The organism is Rahnella sp. NRRL B-41462 (assembly GCF_003263525.1).
GTDB lineage: Bacteria > Pseudomonadota > Gammaproteobacteria > Enterobacterales > Enterobacteriaceae > Rahnella > Rahnella aceris.
Genome location: NZ_JYDF01000052.1, coordinates 31,249 through 47,997, shown reverse-complemented (window position 1 = coordinate 47,997; position 16,749 = coordinate 31,249). Strand labels below are relative to the sequence as shown.

General features: G+C 51.5%; 19 protein-coding genes. 5 read left to right on the top strand and 14 right to left on the bottom strand.

What is annotated here, in order from left to right:
* From UC14_RS13845 to cueO, 12 genes are all read right to left on the bottom strand, one after another.
* Positions 1 to 501 carry a hypothetical protein gene (locus UC14_RS13845; RefSeq protein ID WP_013576957.1) on the bottom strand — a complete coding sequence of 167 codons (501 nt, stop codon included), beginning with the start codon at positions 499 to 501 and terminating at the stop codon, positions 1 to 3.
* On the bottom strand, positions 498 to 857 hold the full coding sequence (locus UC14_RS13840) for a tlde1 domain-containing protein (protein WP_112197888.1): 360 nt from the start codon (positions 855 to 857) through the stop codon (positions 498 to 500). Before UC14_RS13840 ends, UC14_RS13845 begins: the two co-directional genes overlap by 4 nt.
* 411 nt (positions 858 to 1,268) lie before the next feature.
* The gene (gene hpt, locus UC14_RS13835) at positions 1,269 to 1,805 is read right to left on the bottom strand and encodes a hypoxanthine phosphoribosyltransferase (RefSeq protein WP_013576959.1); all 537 of its coding nucleotides are present in this window, start codon (positions 1,803 to 1,805) and stop codon (positions 1,269 to 1,271) included.
* A 142-nt stretch (positions 1,806 to 1,947) separates the two neighbouring features.
* Positions 1,948 to 2,547: a hypothetical protein gene (locus tag UC14_RS13830; protein ID WP_112197887.1), complete on the bottom strand. Its 600-nt coding sequence runs from the start codon at positions 2,545 to 2,547 to the stop codon at positions 1,948 to 1,950.
* Positions 2,548 to 2,551: 4 nt separating this feature from the next.
* Positions 2,552 to 2,704 carry a hypothetical protein gene (locus UC14_RS26730; RefSeq protein WP_157962109.1) on the bottom strand — a complete coding sequence of 51 codons (153 nt, stop codon included), beginning with the start codon at positions 2,702 to 2,704 and terminating at the stop codon, positions 2,552 to 2,554.
* Entirely contained in the window at positions 2,697 to 3,470 is a 774-nt protein-coding gene (locus tag UC14_RS13825; protein WP_013576960.1) for a DNA-binding transcriptional repressor, read from the bottom strand. The genes UC14_RS26730 and UC14_RS13825 overlap by 8 nt, the downstream gene beginning before the upstream one ends.
* Positions 3,471 to 3,549: 79 nt before the next feature.
* Entirely contained in the window at positions 3,550 to 3,912 is a 363-nt protein-coding gene (gene gutM, locus UC14_RS13820; protein WP_013576961.1) for a transcriptional regulator GutM, read from the bottom strand.
* 85 nt (positions 3,913 to 3,997) lie between these two features.
* On the bottom strand, positions 3,998 to 4,777 hold the full coding sequence (srlD, locus tag UC14_RS13815) for a sorbitol-6-phosphate dehydrogenase (RefSeq protein ID WP_013576962.1): 780 nt from the start codon (positions 4,775 to 4,777) through the stop codon (positions 3,998 to 4,000).
* 22 nt (positions 4,778 to 4,799) lie between these two features.
* A complete protein-coding gene (gene srlB, locus UC14_RS13810) occupies positions 4,800 to 5,162 on the bottom strand; it encodes a PTS glucitol/sorbitol transporter subunit IIA (RefSeq protein WP_013576963.1) in 363 nt (120 codons plus the stop codon).
* A gap of 9 nt (positions 5,163 to 5,171) precedes the next feature.
* Complete coding sequence (locus tag UC14_RS13805) at positions 5,172 to 6,161, bottom strand: PTS glucitol/sorbitol transporter subunit IIB (RefSeq protein WP_013576964.1); 990 nt, start codon at positions 6,159 to 6,161, stop codon at positions 5,172 to 5,174.
* Positions 6,162 to 6,208: 47 nt separating this feature from the next.
* Positions 6,209 to 6,757 carry a PTS glucitol/sorbitol transporter subunit IIC gene (locus UC14_RS13800; protein WP_013576965.1) on the bottom strand — a complete coding sequence of 183 codons (549 nt, stop codon included), beginning with the start codon at positions 6,755 to 6,757 and terminating at the stop codon, positions 6,209 to 6,211.
* 258 nt (positions 6,758 to 7,015) lie between these two features.
* Positions 7,016 to 8,620 (bottom strand): multicopper oxidase CueO, encoded by a 1,605-nt coding sequence (cueO, locus tag UC14_RS13795; RefSeq protein ID WP_013576966.1) that lies wholly within the window; start codon positions 8,618 to 8,620, stop codon positions 7,016 to 7,018.
* 210 nt (positions 8,621 to 8,830) lie between these two features.
* Between cueO and UC14_RS13790 the strand changes: the two genes are divergently transcribed.
* From UC14_RS13790 to yddG, 5 genes are all read left to right on the top strand, one after another.
* Positions 8,831 to 9,178, top strand: a complete 348-nt coding sequence (locus tag UC14_RS13790) for a YacC family pilotin-like protein (RefSeq protein WP_013576967.1) — start codon at positions 8,831 to 8,833, stop codon at positions 9,176 to 9,178.
* 213 nt (positions 9,179 to 9,391) lie between these two features.
* Entirely contained in the window at positions 9,392 to 10,267 is an 876-nt protein-coding gene (speE, locus tag UC14_RS13785; RefSeq protein ID WP_112197886.1) for a polyamine aminopropyltransferase, read from the top strand.
* A 28-nt stretch (positions 10,268 to 10,295) separates the two neighbouring features.
* Positions 10,296 to 11,090 (top strand): adenosylmethionine decarboxylase, encoded by a 795-nt coding sequence (gene speD / locus UC14_RS13780; protein ID WP_013576969.1) that lies wholly within the window; start codon positions 10,296 to 10,298, stop codon positions 11,088 to 11,090.
* Positions 11,091 to 11,520: 430 nt separating this feature from the next.
* Positions 11,521 to 12,396 (top strand): hypothetical protein, encoded by an 876-nt coding sequence (locus UC14_RS13775; protein WP_015690452.1) that lies wholly within the window; start codon positions 11,521 to 11,523, stop codon positions 12,394 to 12,396.
* 103 nt (positions 12,397 to 12,499) lie between these two features.
* A complete protein-coding gene (gene yddG, locus UC14_RS13770; RefSeq protein WP_112197885.1) occupies positions 12,500 to 13,390 on the top strand; it encodes an aromatic amino acid DMT transporter YddG in 891 nt (296 codons plus the stop codon).
* Here the strand turns inward: yddG and yacL are convergent.
* On the bottom strand, positions 13,380 to 13,745 hold the full coding sequence (gene yacL, locus UC14_RS13765) for a protein YacL (protein WP_013576972.1): 366 nt from the start codon (positions 13,743 to 13,745) through the stop codon (positions 13,380 to 13,382). The genes yddG and yacL overlap by 11 nt on opposite strands.
* A gap of 76 nt (positions 13,746 to 13,821) precedes the next feature.
* Positions 13,822 to 16,419 (bottom strand): bifunctional aconitate hydratase 2/2-methylisocitrate dehydratase, encoded by a 2,598-nt coding sequence (acnB, locus tag UC14_RS13760; protein WP_013576973.1) that lies wholly within the window; start codon positions 16,417 to 16,419, stop codon positions 13,822 to 13,824.
* Between the last annotated feature and the right edge of the window lie 330 nt (positions 16,420 to 16,749).

Genomic DNA, 16,749 nt, shown 5'->3' with positions numbered 1-16,749 from the left:
TTAGTTATCCTCAACAAATCCGTTTGATTGACCAATAGTCTTAACAATAGTATCGATACACGCTTTGCTGTTCGAAACCTTATAAAGAGCCTGAATAGCATTAACGATATATTGATTAAATTCCGGTTCTTTGATGCTATAAAAGGGTAAAGCGCATACGTTATCGGTACTGAAGGGTAAAACCTCGCCTTTAAGAAGGGAGAGCACACCCGCTGGGTTATGTGGAATGGCCGTGGCAGCTGCAGTAGCAAGAGACTCCGCCGAATCAGCATCACTACCGGGCGCTAATAATGCGGCCACGTCCAGCCAGTTTTGTTCACCACTGCCTATTTTAGTCAGCACATACTGCCATTGGGATTCATCATCTTTGTATAAATCAGCGATAACTGCCTGAGCCCCCCGATTTTTTATCTGCTGAGTTAACTGCATGGAAGTTATTTGCATCGTGGCGACTGCCGAAAATGAAAACGTTAATAAAAAAGACAGTAAAATTTTCATCATCTGACCACCAGAATCGTGTCACCGCTATTCATGATTTGTTCGCGATTACGTACGCCATCAATAATGATGCAACCATTCGGTGCATTGCGTCCGCCACTCCTTGAACCGCCATGGATTCTGAACAGGTCTCGCCCATACGTATTAGTCCCCAAAATAGGTTCCAAAATAATGGTGACAGGCGTAACAGTATTATGCGCTCCTGTTATACGATAATAACCTTTTGGGATTGGACCCTGGCTGCTCACAGGCTCCATAGCTGGATTATTTATTCCTGCACCATGTCCGCTATAGCCCTGTTGGAATAGTTGTCCGTTATGCTTCAATTCACCGCTGCTTTGATTATATTCCCACGTCATAATATCCATCCTTGTTTAGTTAATCATGGTGACTTTGTTTGAGACTTTATGAATCAATCATAGATATCATGAATATAAGCCATCGACATCACCCATGAAATAGTGTCATGCATCATTCATATTGATTTCGTTAATCTTCCTGAAGGTTTTCATTTTTTATAATTTCATCCCTGGTGAGTATTCTTTAGTTATTCGCTCAGTTAACAACTTGAACTTATACAAAACTATAATAATAAAAGCTATGATTAAAAATAACCTATACCTAAAAAGCATAATTTTCAATTTTATTTTTACCGGGCATACAACAGATAAGTTGAATAGATTATTTATTATTTGAAATGAATATAAAAAAACGGCCTCCAAATCTGAAGGCCGTTTTTAATTAACTGCTGTGCGGGGCGCAGCCGAACTTTACTCGTCCAGCATCACAACCTTACCAACATACGGCAGATGGCGATAACGCTGGGCGTAGTCGATGCCGTAGCCGACAACGAATTCGTCGGGGATCGGGAAACCGACGTATTCGACTTTTACGTCCACTTCGCGGCGCTCGGGTTTATCCAGCAGGGTACAAATGGCCAGAGATTTCGGGCCACGCAGTTGCAGGATTTCACGCACTTTGCTCAGCGTATTGCCGGAGTCGATAATGTCTTCGACGATCAACACATCTTTACCGCGAATGTCTTCGTCGAGATCTTTGAGAATCTTAACGTCGCGGGTGGTAGACATGCCGTTGCCATAACTGGAGGCAGTCATGAAATCCACTTCGTGCGGCACGTCCACGGCGCGACACAGGTCAGCCATAAACATGAAAGAACCGCGCAGCAATCCAACCAGCACCATTTCGCTGCCGCTGTCGCGGTAGTGTTCGGTGATTTCACGGCCCAACTCGGCAATTCGGGTTTTGACTTCCTCTTCGGAAATCATGACGTCAACACGATGTTTCATATAAAGACTAACCACCTGATTTAAGAATACTTATCGCTGTTTTTCAGAAAAACAGCGACCATATAGTGGAAAGGATTATATCAAAGAACCCGCCGATGAGTAACGCTGGTGTCAGCTTCCTGTGTAACCGGGTCAGCTAAACTTAATCATTAGATACCGCGATATTTTTTATCCCAAAAGCACCATTTTTCAGATACATAACCAGTGCATTCCGCCATTGAGCAGGCATCTGGGCACCCGTAGGGGAAAAGGCAGAGGTTTTAAAGGCCGTTGCCCGAGAAAAACTATGGTTAACAAGAAAACCAGGCTTATCGCCATTTAAAGAGGTCGACGTTGTTTTCATCTGAGCAAAATTGTTATTGATTTTAATGAGAACAAAACCTAATGAACTTTCTTTAGAAAAACCTGATTCCAAAGCAACCGCCATATGATGTGTCATTCCTGCGGGCCTGCTCTTTAAAAAATCAGGCATGCTTGAGCGCCCCCATTTTTCTCCCGCTGCCCCGGAAGCATAACGGTTCATTCCTTGCTGAGACTGGTTCGTAAGTGTTTGCTCATTTAGATGTCCCATTGAACGATCGAAAACATTCACCGGAACGAGTGAAATCATTTTTTTGCACGTATCAAGTACCCCGATAAACCATTGGCCTGGGCTGGCTGATTTCCAGTCAATCAAACTCCTGTCGATATAACCCAGACACGAGGTACTACAGGAAAAATACTGCGGATTAATTGTTTGCATGTGTTTATCTGGTCTGAAAAATACGGTTAATGATGTCGACAGCATATGTCACCGTTTCCCGGACGCTGCGGAAATTATCATCCGGCCGCGTCCGTAACCGGCGGGTTTCTTCAATTTCCAGCGTTTTACATGCGTAATTCAGTAATGCGTCACTCATCGTCTTCCCCGACCAGAATAATGCGGATCCCCAATTTTTCGATGGCATCGCGGTATTGGCTGCTAAGCCCGCTGTCGGTGATCAGCGTATCGACCTTGCCTAAGTGGCACACCACATTCGGGCTTTTGCGGCCAAATTTTGACGAATCCACCAGCAGGAAAATACGCTCAGCCGCTTTACACATCGCCTGACTGACGCCGTGAACTTCGTTGAATGTGGTAACACCGCCGTCGAGATCGACGCCATCTGCGCCGATAAACAGCTTGTCGAAATTGAATTTATCAAACGCGCTTTCGGCCAGACTGCCGTGGAAGGAGGAGGATTTTTTGCGATAGGTGCCGCCCGGCATCAGGATAGTCTGGTCATTATCCAGTTCCACCAGCGCATTGACGATATGCAGGCTGTTGGTCATGACGGTGATGTTATTAAACTGACTGAGGAAAGGCACCATCTGCATCACGGTGCTGCCCGCATCAAAAATCAGCGAGTCTCCGTCCTGAATTTCCTGAATAGCTGCGCGGGCAATGCGCAATTTTTTTCCGGTATTAATGTGGGTTTTACGGTCGATAGGCTGGTCGCCTTCTTCACGGCTGAGCACCACACCGCCGTAAGTGCGGATTACTGCACCCTCTTCTTCCAGCAGGGTGAGATCTTTGCGGATAGTGGTGCCGGTTGTGGCGAAATGCGCGGCGAGATCGTCCACCGCCGTCTTTCCAAATTGCTGTAAATGCTCCAGTATCGCCGCCTGCCGTTGCTTAGGTTTCATCACGATTTTCGCTCAAATTTTAAGATAAATTCACAGCCATCATTCTTTTTGAAAGATAATAGCTTTTAAAGTGAAAATATCATGATTTCGGTTCAATCGCTAATGATAGTGCAGTTTGAATATTCGGATCTTTCGGGAAGATCACACCTGTCATCAATTGTTCCCGGCTCATGCCATTAAGCGACGTTACCGGCCGGGGGCGGGCGAAAATCGTCAGGCCGCGCAGTAAAAAGCCGTCACAGACTTTTTCTTGTTTATCGAAAGCCAGCGCCAGTACCACTCTCGGTTTGAAACGTCCGCCGGAACGCCCGACGCCCACATTTCCCTGTAAACACAGTCTGTCGAATGCCCGGTTAAAACGCTGTAACTGCCACCAGCCGAGCGCGATTTGTGCCACCCAGGCCAGCACCGCACAGAATATTAATGCCGCAGTCGGGGTCATCATTTTCTCCTTAACATGATGTTGTTAATAACATGATGTTGTTAATGACAGAATAATCCGCCCCTGCATAACAGAGGCGAGCACATCAGAACATCACCTGTCCGCCGGTGATATTGATCGACTGACCGGTACAATACGAGGCTTTATCGCTGGCATAAAACAGCAGCATATCCAGCACATCCTGATAGTCGCACCCGCGTTTCAGCGGCACTTTATCGATGTAATACTGCTCGACTTCATCGGCCTGAATGCCCAGTTTTTTGGCGTATTGCGGTAATAATGACTGGAACATCGGCGATTTGAGTAAATTGCCCAGCATCAGCGAATGCACGGTAATACCGTACTCTGCCAGATCCAGCGCCAGAGACTGTGTCAGCCCCACGCCGCCGAATTTGGCCGCGCTGTAACCGGCATTATGTTTGCTGCCCACTTTGCCGGATTTGGAGTTGATCTGAATAATGCGTCCCGGAATACGGTCGCGGATCATCAGGCGCGAAAACTCACGGGCGCAAAGGAAATATCCCACCAGATTGACCTGCAACGAGAGATCAAAGTCGTTGAGGGCAAAATCCGTGATTGGCGATGCCTTCGCCATCCCTGCGCTGTATACCAGTAAACTGACCCTGCCGAACGTCTGATCCACCGCTTTCGCCAGTTGTTCTACGCTGGCTTCATTGGTGGCATCGACTGCAAATCCGAACGCCCTTTCCTCGCCAAACTGCCGGTTAATCTGCTCTGCCACCGATGCGGCATTCTTCTCATTCAAATCCGCCACCGCCACGCGATAGCCGGATTCAGCCAGCCCCTGACAGAGAAATGCGCCCAGCGTCTGCCCCCCGCCGATCACGACTGCAACCTGTTCCATAACTGACTCCTGACTCTGATAGTTAATCGATAAATTTCAATACGCTGCCCAGCGGAATATCGTCGGGCGTGGTGCCTTTTACATGTACGCTGCCGGGAAACTCAGCCTCGGCACTGCCGTCAAAACGCAGGGTGATATGCCCCAGCTCGCGCAGATTTTGCATCGCCACCTCTCCCACGGCGGTCACCGGATAACGCACATCAGCCAGTTCCATATACGCGCCACGATGCAATTCCCCTTCCATTTTCCCGGGCTGGTGAATGAAGCAATAATCCTGAATATCCGCTGGTGCCCCTTCACGGAAGGTGATCAGCATCTGGTCGGTTAAGGCTTCACGGGCGAAATCGCCGATTTGCGTAATAGTGGTTTGATAAATGGTTTGCACAGTGACTCCTTACTGGTAAATGAAAGCGGAAGCGGCCCAGGCGATAAGTACCGTCGGTGCGCCGGTCAGAAAACGGCTGACCAGCACCGAAGGCACGCCGACGCGCACGGTGTCCTGTTTGGCTTCGGCGAGCGAAAGTCCGACAGGAATGAAATCGCACGCCGCCTGAGCGTTGATGGCGAAAAGTGCAGGCAGCGCCAGATGTGGCGGGATATTGCCCAGCCCGATCTGCACCCCCACCAGCACGCCGATAACCTGCGCGATCACCGCGCCCGGGCCGAGGAAAGGAGAAAGCAACGGGAAGGAACAGATCAGCGCCAGCATCACCAACCCGACGGGGCTTTTCGCCAACGGCGTCAGCCCGTGCGCCACCAGATCACCCAGCCCGGAGGCCATAATGATGCCGATCAGCGCCGCCACGAACGCCATAAATGGCAGGATGGTTTTGAGCACGGTGTCGATGGTGTCGCGCCCGGCCTGGAATAAAACGGCTACGCCGGAGCCCATCCCCATCCCGACTTTCGCCAGCAGGCCGTCGCTTTGTTCGGTAATTTTTTTAGTGGTGTCGTAGTCGCGTCCTGCCGCAGCCGGTGCGGGTTTAGCCGCTGCGCTTACCGGCTCAGCCGCCTCTGCGCTTTCCAGCACGATGTCATGCTCACGGACACCGGAAACATAAATGTCTTCGGTAATAAATTGTGCCAGCGGGCCGGATTTACCGGTCGAATGGATATTAACCGTCGGGATGCGTCGCTTTGGGTAGATGCCGCAGCGCAGCGTGCCGCCACAGTCGATTACCGCCACACCGATTTCCTCTGCCGGTGGCTCACCTTCTTTAAAGCCGTCTACCGTTTCCCAGCCGGTCAGTTCTGCCAGCTTGTCGACAATCGCCGGGCGCGTGCCCGCCGTGATATACATCACTTTTTTGCCGGGCACCGCCTCAATCAGCAACGGACCACCCCAGCCACCTTCACCCCGGTTAATGCGAATCGTAACGCTCATTTTCTGCTCCGCTTTTTAGAATTTGACCTGATTAGAATTGAACCTGATTACAACTGAACCTCACGATCAAGCTGAATGCCCATCTTGCGTTCAAAGATGCGGGTGGTGAGATCCGTTACCCAGCCGCGGAAGAAGTTAGTCACCATACCGACCAGGAAATAACTGACGGCCAGCGGCCCGAGCGGTAATCCCAGCGTAGTCAGTCCGCTGGCAACGCCGAGATACACAAACAGTTCGCCGGGGTTAATATGCGGGAAGAGTCCGTTCATGGAATGGCAGCTGTAGGAGCCTGCGGCGTAATAGCTGGGTTTGTAGATTTCAGGCATAAAACGCCCGAGGCTGAGGGTCATCGGATTGCAGAAAACAAAGGTGCCAATCACCGGTAACAGCAGATAACGTGAAACCGGATTTCCGGCACAACGCTGCGCCAGACGTTCGATCCGCCGCTGTCCGACAAACACGATCAGCGCGTTCATGACGACCAGCAAACTAATTAAGAGAGGCAGAATGCCGGTGACCATGCCGACAAACACCTCTCCCCCTTTTTGAAACAGGCCGATAAACCACTCGGCACCGTGCGTTATTACATCGATCATCATCTTCTCCTGTAGGGATACGTGGGTTTAAGCTTTCATGTTTTGTTACTCCACGCTGAAAATATAATCATATTGAATTTATATTAATTATATATTGATCACATTTTGAAAGTTTAATCTTTCAAATTGAAAGATAGATGTTCGAAGGAGTAGCACAGGCAAAGAAAGAAACGGGAGGGAAGGGAAAGAGGCGGGCCGGAGGATCGCCCCCGGCCGCTGATTTTTAAGAAATTACAGAAAGGAAAGCAGTAAACCGGATCACGCGGATACCGTAAAGCCGAGCATCATGCCGGTGTCTTCGTGTTCCAGCAGATGACAGTGCGCCATGTAAGCATGTTGTTTATCCGCCAGATGATTAAAGCGCACCAGCACTTCGCTGCGGGCGCCTTCAACGCGCACGATGTCCTTCCAGCCCTGACGATGGGGCGCGACCGGCTGACCGTTTTCAGAAAGAATACGGAACTGTGTGCCGTGGATATGGAAAGGATGCAGCATCATGTCGCCTTCGCCCGAAAGGGTCCATTTCTCATACTGGCCTTGTTTCACATCGAAAGCGGGCAGGTTCATGTCGTAGGCTTTGCCGTTAATTTTGTTGCCCTGCATGAAATCATAACCACCGGACGATTGACTCATGTCCATTCCTGCCATACCGCCATGACCGTCGTGACCGGAACCGGACATACCCGGCATTGCGGCCATCCCGCCCCCGCCGTGATCCATGCTCATGCCGGCCATCGCCTTGTGGCCATAACGTTTCATCAGCGCCGCCATACCCTGCTGATCAAGCTGCGGATCCATCATCAGTTGCAGCCAGCGGGTCGGCAGATTATCCACTGACACCAGCGCCGGAAGCGGCACCAGCGTGTCCGGCAATGAACTGCCGCTTTGGGTCAGCGTCGGCTGAATGCGTAACACCGGCAACGGTTTGTCGAACGGTGCCAGCGTCATGCCCATTTGCTTCACCGGCAGCGTGACCAGATCAAAAGCTTTGCCGTCGCTGCAATCAATCAGCACTTCAAAACGCTCGCCCATCAGCAGCGGCAAATCGCTGACTTTCACCGGCTCAGGCAGGAAACCGCCGTCACTGGCGATGACATACATCGGCCGCTGATCGCTGGTGGCGATGTGCAGCGAACGTGCATTACAGCCATTGAGTAAACGAAAACGTACCCAGCCACGGGAAATTCCGTGCTGCGGATACACCGCGCCGTTGGTCAGCATGTGTTGCCCGAACCAGCCGACGGCGGCGGTCATGACGTCCATCTGATAATCGATTTTACCGGCGTCGTTCAGGCGCTTATCCTGCAAAATGACCGGAATATCATCCACGCCCCAGCGTTTTGGGATCTGCAACAGATCACTGCTTTCATCTTCGATCAGCACCAGCCCGGCGAGCCCCATCGCCACCTGATAACCGCTGGTCTGATGCGGATGTGGGTGGAACCAGCAGGTCGATGCGGGTTGATCAAGTTGCAAACTGACTTTGCGATTCTGGCCGGGTTCGATTAATCCCTGCGGCCCGCCATCCACGTCACCGGGAATTTCCAGCCCGTGCCAGTGAACGGTGCTGGCCACATCCAGCCGGTTATTGATGGTGACGCTGACCGGTTTCCCACGACGGATACGCAACGCGGGGCCGAGAAGATTACCGTTTACGCCCCAGGTTTCAGTGTTCACGCCGGGCAGAAACTGGCTCTGCCCGCGCTGTAATGTGAGCGTAATGGCGCTGCGGATATCCGGTTCGAGCAATGCCGGGATGGGCAATGCCGGGCGGTCAGCGGCGAGCGCGAAGCGGCTCCAGCCGGGCAGCATACTGGCGGCGCCCATCAGGGTCGTCCACTTCACGAAATCGCGTCGGTTCATTTTTCGGTCCTTTTGAAGGGTGATAACCAGACAGATGGCGCAGGCGTGCCATAATAGTACGACAGCCTATTCCTTCCCCTAAGGGGAAGGTCAAGCGGTTCAGCGGTAAAAGAAATTTGGTGCCGCTCAGTGCAAATATGGTAACGTCCTTTTAACTGCCTGTGAGCCAAGTCCTTCTGACTTTCAATCTACAAGAACAAGAACACACCCATGAAAAAAACAACACTGTGTTTGTTATTACTGTCGCTGCTCGGTTTCTCCTCCGCCAGTCAGGCGCTGAGTGAATCAGAAGCGGAAGATCTGGCGGATCTGACGGCAGTCTTCGTTTATCTGAAAAATAACTGCGGTTACGAACAACTGCCGAACACCCAAATCAAACGGGCTATCGTGTTTTTCGCCCAGCAAAACCGCTGGGACCTGAGCAATTACAACAGCTTTAACATGCAGTCGATGGGCGAAGAAAGCTACCGTGATCTGAGTGGGATCGCCGTGCCTAAACCGACAAAATGTAAGTCTCTGGCCCGCGACTCGCTGAGTTTACTGGCCTACACCAACTGAATCCTGTCAGCCGTTTTTCAGCCGTGAGCTCCGTCATTCTGATGCCGGAGCCTGTTTTCTTTCCCCCTGTCCCCCGATTTTTCGCACCACGCCTGCCTCGTCTACACTTAATCTACATTTACCTGTCTGAAATTCAACCGTGCATGGACAGGCAGAGTTAGCTATCATGTGCGCCCATTTTTATGGCTGCGATTGATCAGGAGAAACAACGACATGTCCCGGAACTCGTCATCCAAAGAAATATGGTATGAGACGCTGCACGCCCATTTTGGCCAGTACTTCAGCGTCGATAAAGAGTTATACCGAGAGAAAACCGATCATCAGGATCTGGTGATTTTCGAGAACGCGGCGCTGGGTCGCGTGATGGCGCTCGACGGCGTGGTGCAAACCACCGAGCGTGATGAATTCATTTACCACGAAATGCTGACCCACGTCCCGTTGTTCGCCCACGGCAGTGCCCGCAAGGTGCTGATCATTGGTGGCGGCGACGGCGCAATGCTGCGCGAAGTGTCTCGCCACAAAGGCGTGGAGTCGATCACGATGGTGGAAATTGATGCCGGCGTGGTGGAGTTTTGCCGCCAGTATCTGCCCAACCATAATGCCGGTTCTTATGACGATCCGCGTTTCAAACTGGTGATCGACGACGGCGTGGACTTCGTTAATCAGACCACTGAAACCTTCGACGTGATCATCTCCGACTGCACCGATCCCATCGGTCCCGGAGAAAGCCTGTTTACGTCGGCATTCTACGAAGGTTGTGCCCGTTGCCTCAATCCGGGCGGCATTTTCGTGGCACAAAATGGCGTGTGCTTCCTCCAGCAGGATGAAGCGGTGAACAGCCACACCAAACTGAGCCACTATTTCAGTGATGTCAGTTTCTATCAGGCCGCGATCCCGACCTATTACGGCGGCATCATGACCTTTGCCTGGGCGACCAACAGCCCGGAATATCGCCAGATTGACAGCAAAACCTTGCAGGCGCGTTTCGACGCCGCAGACATAACTTGCCGTTATTACAATCCGGCGATTCATCACGGCAGCTTTGCCCTGCCGCAATATTTACTGAATGCCCTGTCAGCCGCACGCTGATACAGCATCCATAAGGGGGTGAACTAAATTGCAAAAGCTGAAACTGCATGGCTTCAACAACCTGACCAAAAGCCTGAGTTTTTGTATCTACGATATCTGCTACGCCAAAACCGCAGACGATCGTGATGGCTACATTGCCTACATTGACAAAGAATATAACGCCAACCGTTTGACGGAAATTCTCACCGAAACCTGCTCCATTATCGGTGCCAATATCCTCAACGTGGCGCGACAGGATTACGAACCACAGGGCGCCAGCGTGACGATTTTAGTGAGCGAAGAGCCGATGGACCCGCGTGATGTCGATACCACCGAGCATCCGGGCCCGTTGCCGAATTCCGTGGTCGCGCATCTGGATAAAAGCCATATCTGTGTGCATACCTATCCGGAAAGCCATCCCGAAGGCGGGCTGTGTACCTTCCGCGCTGACATTGAAGTCTCGACCTGTGGCGTGATTTCGCCGCTGAAAGCGCTGAACTATCTGATTCATCAGCTTGAATCCGACATCGTCACCATCGATTACCGTGTCCGGGGTTTCACCCGCGACGTGAACGGCGTTAAACACTACATCGACCATTCCATCAATTCGATTCAGAACTTCATGTCGCAGGATATGAAAGCGCTGTACGACATGATGGACGTCAACGTGTATCAGGAAAACATCTTCCATACCAAGATGTTACTGAAAGAGTTCGATCTCAAACATTACTTGTTTAATGCCAAACCGGATGAACTGAGCGCGCAAGAGCGTAAAGAAATCACCGATTTGCTCTACAAGGAAATGCAGGAAATCTATTACGGCCGCAATCTGCCGTCAGTCTGATCAGAGCTGAATAAAGGAAAGGCCGGGCATTTTTGAAATGTCCGGCCTTTCTTTTGTATAGACAAATTCTGATATTGAATATTCCCCCGCCTGAAACTCAATAAGCATTACTTAAGTAAAATATATTTACATGGATGAATACCCGCTATACTCCTTAAGACAAATTAATATCAAAACAGTCATTAAATCTTTATTTAAGCTAAATTTAACGACGAAGGATCTGATATTTAAGCCAAATTACAGAAATAATATACAGATATTAAGTCAAACAAAATTGTTATATAACCAATAATTTAGCTTATGACAGATCAAAAGATCGCTTTTTTACTAAAAACAGATAAATAACTTTAATTACCCCCCTCCTGACATTAGCATCCCCTTATTGCTTACTAAGCAACCAGCTCCATCCACCCGTAAGTAGAAATAAAACATGAAAATGATTAAATTAAAGACCGTATCCAGCTTGCTGGTCGCGAGTTCTTTATTGGTTTCCGGGGTTTCCCGGGCCGGGGAAAGTTTGTTGAGCAGCAATACCGAAGGGATGCGGCACTATGTGAGTTATGGTGCCGAATATTACAAGTGGGACGAATCCGTCAGTAATATGGACGGTAAATATGTTGCTGAACATGGCCCGCGCCTGCGCGTTAATTTCGGATCCAATAACTATCTCGATACCCAAAGCGGCTTATTAAAAGCCTGGGACATGAGCGTGATGTTCGGGATCGTCCGTTATAAAGGCAGTACGCTGGACGATCAGGCCAACGTGCCGAACGGCTCGCTGAAGGGCAAAACCTATTACACCGGCTACAGCGCGGACATGACCCGTGGCTACCGTTACCGGGCATCCGACAGTGTGTCTTTCGATATGAAAGGCGCTGTCGGCGGCCAGGCGTGGGTGCGAAATATCCGCTCTGACGATGTGTATATTGCCTCACAAAACACCACCCGGCAGTACACCGCCGTTGAAGTGTCTTTGCAGCCTTACGCCAAAGCGTCACTGGGGGCGAACTGGCAAATGACCGCAGATTCACGTCTGAGTCTGGAAGGGGGTGCGCTGTATCCGATTAAAACCTGGACGCACAGCAATCAGGGAGGGGTCTGGCTGGAGCCGAAATCCAGGCTTTCGCCATTTACCAGCCTGACCTGGAATATCAACAAAGATGTTTTTGTGAAAGCCAGTTATGTGCATCAGAAATACGGCAAGTCGGACGAGAAACAGGGTGATCTGAACGGACGCACCGTTGGCTATTATCAGCCCGCGACCACCACTTCCACCGTGGGTCTGGAAGCCGGTTTCTACTTCTGATGATTTCAGACAATAAGCGCCTCTCAAGCGGATTGTTCCGGTGTAAATAACCGGAACAATCGCTTATCTTAAAAGTCTCCTTTTCCAGAGGCTTACCTTTCTTATGGATCGTTTTGCAACACTGTCTGGCGTTCTCGCCATTTTATTGTGGAGCATGAGCGTGGCGCTCACCCGCAGTTTGTCCGAATCTCTGGGGCCTTTTGGTGCGGCCGCCTCTATTTATACTGTCAGCGGAATTTTAGTCTGGATGGTCGGCGGCAAACCGTCTCTGCGTGGTGAATCTGCTGCATATCTGATCATCTGCGGTCTGCTATTTATCTTTTATATGGTGGCATTTTCACTGGCGATCGGTCTGGCGCATACCCGTCAGCAAACGCTGGAACTCGGGCTGGTGAATTATCTCTGGCCCAGTCTGACGTTGCTGTTTGCGGTTCCGCTGCTGAAATTACGTGTCCGCTGGTGGATCTGGCCGGGCGCGGTGCTGGCATTTGCGGGAGTGCTGTGGGCAATCAGCGGCGGTCACGGGCTGAATATTCACCAGATGATGCGCAATGTGCGCGGCAACCCGGTGGCCTACGGTCTGGCACTGGGCGCGGCCGTGTCGTGGGCACTGTATTCCAATCTGGTCCGCGTATTGTGTAAAGGCAAAGGCGTGCTGCCGTTGTTTCTGCTGGCAACCGGCGGCGTATTGTGGGCGCTTTACTTCACGTATTCCTCCAGCCGTATCAGCCTGACATTACCTGCCATTCTCGAATTACTGGCGATGGGCGCGGTGACCGCAGTGTCGTATCAGTGCTGGGATATTGCCATGAAAAAAGGCAATGCGACACTGGTGGCCGCGCTGTCATATTTCACGCCGCTGTCATCGATTCTGATTGCCGGATTGTGGCTGCATACGTTGCCAGGCGCCAGTTTCTGGCCGGGCGTGCTGATGGTGGTCGGCGGTTCGCTGCTGTGCTGGACCGCCTCGCGGGGCAAGTCACTCAGCGGTTAGTCATCACGAAAGAACGGTATTTGGCGAGGACTTGCAAAAAGTCCTCGACGCCGCAAAACGCCAGACTCTCCTCGTCGTAATAACTCATCCCTTCTTCAATCTCATCGCCGTCGAAATCCAGCTGATTGGCACGGATCATCACTTCATCGTCGGCTAACAGCAGCGTGTATTCATGGCCGGCCATCTGCGTCTGCCGTTCGCTGCCCTTCAGATCGCTCAATGCCGCTTCGACGTTATCGAGCACGCTCAGGTCGCCCTTCACTTCTTCATTCAGCCAGTGACCAAGCACTTCATGGCCCATTGAAAAACGCACTTTGACCTCACCGGTGATGTCGCGCAAAAAATCGTAATCCATGGTGCAGTCCTCTGAAAAAATCACAATAAAAAAGGGAGCCGAAGCTCCCTTTCAACACTGGCGCAAATATAACGAGTTAGACTGCGGTTTGGAAGATCACGCCGTCAGCTTTATCGGTATATTCACTCAGCTTGTCGAAGTTCAGATAACGGTAAGTATCCACTGCGGTCTTATCCACTTCCGCCATATAACCCAGATATTCTTCCGGCGTTGGCAGACGGCCCAGCAGGGAGGCGATCGCCGCCAGTTCCGCCGAAGCCAGATAGACGTTAGCGCCGTTGCCCAGACGGTTCGGGAAGTTACGGGTAGAGGTGGAAACGACGGTAGAGCCGTCCGCCACACGCGCCTGGTTACCCATGCACAGTGAACAGCCCGGAATCTCAACACGCGCACCGCTCTTACCAAAGACGCTGTAATAGCCCTCTTCGGTCAGCTGAGCCGCATCCATTTTGGTCGGTGGCGCAACCCACAAGCGGGTTGGCAACGCGCCTTTATGGCTGTCGAGCAGTTTACCCGCCGCACGGAAGTGACCGATGTTGGTCATGCACGAACCGATAAAGACTTCATCGATTTTGCTGTTCTGTACGGAAGACAGCAGACGCGCATCATCCGGATCGTTTGGCGCACAAAGAATTGGCTCTTTGATCTCGGCCAGATCGATTTCGATCACTGCCGCGTATTCAGCATCCGCATCGGCTTCGAGCAGGGTCGGATTCGCCAGCCACTCTTCCATACCTTTGATGCGGCGCTCGATGGTACGACGATCGCCGTAACCTTCAGAGATCATCCACTTCAGCAGAACGATGTTAGAGCTGAGGTATTCTTTGATCGGCGCCTGATCCAGTTTGATCGTACAACCTGCCGCTGAACGTTCTGCGGACGCATCCGCCAGTTCAAACGCCTGTTCGACTTTCAGTTCCGGCAAGCCTTCGATTTCCAGAATACGGCCAGAGAAGAGGTTTTTCTTGCCCTTCTTCTCGACGGTCAGATGACCTTCTTTGATCGCGTAGTAAGGGATCGCATGCACCAGGTCACGCAAAGTGATGCCCGGTTGCATTTTGCCTTTGAAACGCACCAGAACGGATTCCGGCATATCAAGAGGCATCACGCCGGTCGCTGCCGCAAAGGCCACCAGACCGGAACCCGCCGGGAACGAAATCCCGATCGGGAAACGGGTATGGGAGTCACCGCCGGTGCCGACAGTGTCCGGCAGCAGCATACGGTTCAGCCAGGAGTGAATGATGCCATCACCAGGGCGCAGTGAAACACCGCCACGGTTCATGATGAAATCAGGCAGCGTATGGTGGGTGGTCACGTCAACCGGCTTAGGATAAGCAGCGGTATGACAGAATGACTGCATCACCAGATCGGCAGAGAAGCCCAGACACGCGAGGTCTTTCAGTTCATCACGGGTCATCGGACCGGTGGTGTCCTGAGAACCCACGGACGTCATTTTGGGTTCGCAATATTCGTTCGGACGAACACCGGCAACGCCACAGGCGCGCCCCACCATTTTCTGCGCCAGCGAGAAACCTTTGTTGCTTGCAGCGACAGGTTTCGCAATGCGGAACACTTCGCTCTGCGGCAATTTCAGGGATTCACGGGCTTTGGTAGTTAAACCACGGCCGATGATCAATGGAATACGGCCGCCTGCGCGCACTTCGTCGAGCAGGACATCAGTTTTCAGTTCGAAAGTCGCGAGCACTTCGTCGGTTTCGTGATTCCGCACTTCACCTTTATACGGATAGATGTCGATAACATCGCCCATATTCAGGTTGGACACGTCCACTTCGATCGGTAAGGCACCGGCATCTTCCATGGTGTTGAAGAAGATTGGCGCGATTTTACCGCCGAGCACCACACCACCGCCGCGTTTGTTTGGCACATGAGGAATGTCATCACCCATGAACCACAGCACGGAGTTAGTGGCCGATTTACGCGAAGAACCGGTACCGACAACGTCACCCACGTAAGCCAGCGGGAAACCTTTTTTGTTCAGTTCTTCGATTTGTTTGATCGGACCGACGCTGCCCGGTTGATCCGGATGAATGCCTTCGCGTTCATTTTTCAGCATTGCCAGCGCATGCAGAGGAATATCTGGACGGGACCAGGCATCCGGAGCTGGTGACAAATCATCGGTATTGGTTTCACCCGTCACTTTAAACACAGTGACGGTGATTTTCTCAGCCAGTTGCGGACGTGACAGATACCATTCGGCATCCGCCCATGACTGGAGGATTTTTTTCGCGTGTTCGTTGCCCGCGTGTGCTTTTTCTTCCACATCGTAGAAGTTATCAAACATCAGCAGCGTGTGAGACAGCGCTTTCGCGGCAATGGGTGCCAGCGTTTCGTTATCCAGTGCATCGATCAGCGGGTGAATGTTATAACCGCCCTGCATGGTGCCCAGCAGTTCAACGGCTTTTTCAGGAGTGACCAACGGAGAGGTAGTTTCGCCTTTGGCGACTGCAGCCAGGAATCCGGCTTTAACATAGGCGGCTTCGTCGACGCCCGGTGGAACACGGTTAATCAGCAGGTCTAACAGAGTGTCTTCTTCGCCTTGTGGCGGATTCTTCAGGGACTCAACCAACGCTGCCATCTGTGAAGCATCAAGTGGCTTAGGGACGATGCCCTCTGCAGCACGCTCGGCTACGTGCTTACGGTATTCTTCTAGCACGACTTTCTCCTCGCTCTCATTGTCATTTATTATGCCTGGCTTCCATCATCAGCCTCGCGTCATGCCTGTAGGGACAGGGGAATTCAAACGGTCTGATGACTCGGGGACACTGCGGGTATGATTGTTTCTTTGTCGGTTTACGACACATCCTGAACCTGAGCACAGTGCCCTTTAGCGCCCGGGCAGCATAGCAGGATTTTGCCCGCTTGTTAATTCGTTCACATAAAAGCAACATTAAATCTTTGCTGAATCGTTGAGCACAGACGGATCGGCTGTTCATCCCAATTCGCCTTCTAGATCATCACAACAACCCTGATCACACAAGGGAAT

What these genes read in the sequence shown, in the direction of transcription:
- UC14_RS13800 (WP_013576965.1), bottom strand. Translation starts at nt 6,757, where the DNA reads ATGATCGATGTAATAACGCACGGTGCCGAGTGGTTTATCGGCCTGTTT.
- cueO (WP_013576966.1), bottom strand. Translation starts at nt 8,620, where the DNA reads ATGAACCGACGCGATTTCGTGAAGTGGACGACCCTGATGGGCGCCGCC.
- yacL (WP_013576972.1), bottom strand. Translation starts at nt 13,745, where the DNA reads ATGGATTACGATTTTTTGCGCGACATCACCGGTGAGGTCAAAGTGCGT.
- yddG (WP_112197885.1), top strand. Translation starts at nt 12,500, where the DNA reads ATGGATCGTTTTGCAACACTGTCTGGCGTTCTCGCCATTTTATTGTGG.
- speE (WP_112197886.1), top strand. Translation starts at nt 9,392, where the DNA reads ATGTCCCGGAACTCGTCATCCAAAGAAATATGGTATGAGACGCTGCAC.
- UC14_RS13775 (WP_015690452.1), top strand. Translation starts at nt 11,521, where the DNA reads ATGAAAATGATTAAATTAAAGACCGTATCCAGCTTGCTGGTCGCGAGT.
- UC14_RS13825 (WP_013576960.1), bottom strand. Translation starts at nt 3,470, where the DNA reads ATGAAACCTAAGCAACGGCAGGCGGCGATACTGGAGCATTTACAGCAA.
- srlD (WP_013576962.1), bottom strand. Translation starts at nt 4,777, where the DNA reads ATGGAACAGGTTGCAGTCGTGATCGGCGGGGGGCAGACGCTGGGCGCA.
- UC14_RS13805 (WP_013576964.1), bottom strand. Translation starts at nt 6,161, where the DNA reads ATGAGCGTTACGATTCGCATTAACCGGGGTGAAGGTGGCTGGGGTGGT.
- gutM (WP_013576961.1), bottom strand. Translation starts at nt 3,912, where the DNA reads ATGACCCCGACTGCGGCATTAATATTCTGTGCGGTGCTGGCCTGGGTG.
- UC14_RS26730 (WP_157962109.1), bottom strand. Translation starts at nt 2,704, where the DNA reads ATGAGTGACGCATTACTGAATTACGCATGTAAAACGCTGGAAATTGAA.
- UC14_RS13840 (WP_112197888.1), bottom strand. Translation starts at nt 857, where the DNA reads ATGACGTGGGAATATAATCAAAGCAGCGGTGAATTGAAGCATAACGGA.
- UC14_RS13845 (WP_013576957.1), bottom strand. Translation starts at nt 501, where the DNA reads ATGATGAAAATTTTACTGTCTTTTTTATTAACGTTTTCATTTTCGGCA.
- hpt (WP_013576959.1), bottom strand. Translation starts at nt 1,805, where the DNA reads ATGAAACATCGTGTTGACGTCATGATTTCCGAAGAGGAAGTCAAAACC.
- UC14_RS13790 (WP_013576967.1), top strand. Translation starts at nt 8,831, where the DNA reads ATGAAAAAAACAACACTGTGTTTGTTATTACTGTCGCTGCTCGGTTTC.
- UC14_RS13830 (WP_112197887.1), bottom strand. Translation starts at nt 2,547, where the DNA reads ATGCAAACAATTAATCCGCAGTATTTTTCCTGTAGTACCTCGTGTCTG.